This window comes from Rivularia sp. PCC 7116, assembly GCF_000316665.1.
Lineage (GTDB): Bacteria > Cyanobacteriota > Cyanobacteriia > Cyanobacteriales > Nostocaceae > Rivularia.
Genome location: NC_019678.1, coordinates 6,597,501 through 6,600,000 on the forward strand (window position 1 = coordinate 6,597,501; position 2,500 = coordinate 6,600,000).

The window sequence follows — 2,500 nt, forward strand, 5'->3', positions numbered from 1 at the left end:
GTCCGCTCACCGCTACTAGGGGAATCACTTTTGTTTTCTTTTCCTCGGGCTACTAAGATGTTTCAATTCGCCCGGTTGGCTCGTTCCTGCCTATATATTCAGCAGGTCGTATTAAGGGTTGTCCCATTCGGATATTTCCGGCTCATCGCTTGCTTCCAGCTCCCCGGAACGTTTCGTCGGTAGCCACGTCCTTCATCGCCTCTAGGTGCCTAGGTATCCGCCATTAGCCCTTTGTAGCTTGACCACAAAGTTTCTCCAACTTTATCATTGGCTTTTTTACAAAATAGGATATCTAGATACTTTCTCTAATTACTTAACTTCTAATTTCTTAGAAACAAGTAATCAAAGACTACCTAAAATCATTTCGCGTCAATATGCAGTTTTCAAGGTTCTGACTGGATACAAAATCCAGCATTCCGACTTTTCTATTTAAATAATCAAGTCTGGGTGCTGAAATCTTTCCAATTTTTTTATTTAATCAAAAATTATTTGGTGGAGGTAAGCGGACTCGAACCGCTGACATCTGCCTTGCAAAGGCAGCGCTCTACCAACTGAGCTATACCCCCATACAATAATCCGTAATTCGTAATTTATAATTCGTAATTACTAATTATTCAGGTGGGCCATCCTGGACTCGAACCAGGGACCTCACCCTTATCAGGGGTGCGCTCTAACCACCTGAGCTAATAGCCCATAAGTGATAATCAATTAACTAATTAATCTATTTAATTAATAAACAATTAACTAATTAATTACCGAACCTATAATTGTTTGAAAGCCAAATTATTACCTAATCTACGTCACGACCTGGGATGTACCTTCTCATCATTTAATCACAAATTGTTTTCAATGTATGAGTGGTCAGGTCTCCCTTTAAAGGAGGTGATCCAGCCACACCTTCCGGTACGGCTACCTTGTTACGACTTCACCCCAGTCATCAGTCCTACCTTCGGCGTCCCCCTCCGCGAACGGTTAGGGTAACGACTTCGGGCGTGACCAACTTCCATGGTGTGACGGGCGGTGTGTACAAGGCCCGGGAACGAATTCACTGCAGTATGCTGACCTGCAATTACTAGCGATTCCTACTTCATGCAGGCGAGTTGCAGCCTGCAATCTGAACTGAGCCATGGTTTATGAGATTAGCGCACTATCGCTAGCTGGCTGCTCTTTGTCCATAGCATTGTAGTACGTGTGTAGCCCAAGACGTAAGGGGCATGATGACTTGACGTCATCCCCACCTTCCTCCGGTTTGTCACCGGCAGTCTCCCTAAAGTGCCCACCCGAAGTGCTGGCAACTAAGGACGAGGGTTGCGCTCGTTGCGGGACTTAACCCAACATCTCACGACACGAGCTGACGACAGCCATGCACCACCTGTGTTCCGGTTCCCGAAGGCACATTCTAGTTTCCCAGAACTTCCGGACATGTCAAGCCTTGGTAAGGTTCTTCGCGTTGCATCGAATTAAACCACATACTCCACCGCTTGTGCGGGCCCCCGTCAATTCCTTTGAGTTTCACACTTGCGTGCGTACTCCCCAGGCGGGATACTTAACGCGTTAGCTACGGCACTGTCCGGGTCGATACAGACAACGCCTAGTATCCATCGTTTACAGCTAGGACTACTGGGGTATCTAATCCCATTCGCTCCCCTAGCTTTCGTCCCTCAGTGTCAGTTGCGGCCTAGTAGAGCGCCTTCGCCACCGGTGTTCTTCCTGATCTCTACGCATTTCACCGCTACACCAGGAATTCCCTCTACCCCGAACGCACTCAAGTTTTGTAGTTTCCACTGCCTATATGTAGTTGAGCTACACGCTTTAACAGCAGACTTACAAAACCACCTACGAACGCTTTACGCCCAATTATTCCGGATAACGCTTGCATCCTCCGTATTACCGCGGCTGCTGGCACGGAGTTAGCCGATGCTGATTCCTCAAGTACCGTCATTATCTTCCTTGAGAAAAGAGGTTTACAACCCAAGAGCCTTCCTCCCTCACGCGGCGTTGCTCCGTCAGGCTTTCGCCCATTGCGGAAAATTCCCCACTGCTGCCTCCCGTAGGAGTCTGGGCCGTGTCTCAGTCCCAGTGTGGCTGATCATCCTCTCAGACCAGCTACTGATCGTCGCCTTGGTATGCTTTTACCACACCAACTAGCTAATCAGACGCGAGCTCATCTTTAGGCAATTAATCTTTCATCTTGCGACACATTCGGTATTAGCAGTCGTTTCCAACTGTTGTCCCGAACCTAAAGGCAGATTCTCACGCGTTACTCACCCGTCCGCCACTATCTCCGAAGAGACCGTTCGACTTGCATGTGTTAGGCACGCCGCCAGCGTTCATCCTGAGCCAGGATCAAACTCTCCGTTTTGATGGATTACAATATCAATTACGTAGTTACATTCATAACCAGCAAGTATTGCTTTCTCCTTGACTGACTATTTTTAAACCTTAGTCTTGGTTAATTACTTTACTAACGCAGACCTTTTATGGTATACTGGCTTTCAAA

At 47.4% G+C, this 2,500-nt stretch carries 2 tRNA genes and 2 rRNA genes (1 of these 4 running past the window's edge); all 4 read right to left on the reverse strand.

What is annotated here, in order from left to right:
* Window positions 1-244, reverse strand: a 23S ribosomal RNA gene (locus RIV7116_RS25430); it reaches 2,575 nt to the left of the window's first position.
* A 246-nt stretch (window positions 245-490) separates the two neighbouring features.
* Window positions 491-566: transfer RNA gene (locus tag RIV7116_RS25435), tRNA-Ala, on the reverse strand.
* A 53-nt stretch (window positions 567-619) separates the two neighbouring features.
* Window positions 620-693 (reverse strand) — tRNA-Ile (locus RIV7116_RS25440).
* Window positions 694-875: 182 nt separating this feature from the next.
* Window positions 876-2,362, reverse strand: a 16S ribosomal RNA gene (locus RIV7116_RS25445).
* Together the 16S and 23S rRNA genes with 2 tRNA genes alongside form the textbook arrangement of a ribosomal RNA operon.
* Between the last annotated feature and the right edge of the window lie 138 nt (window positions 2,363-2,500).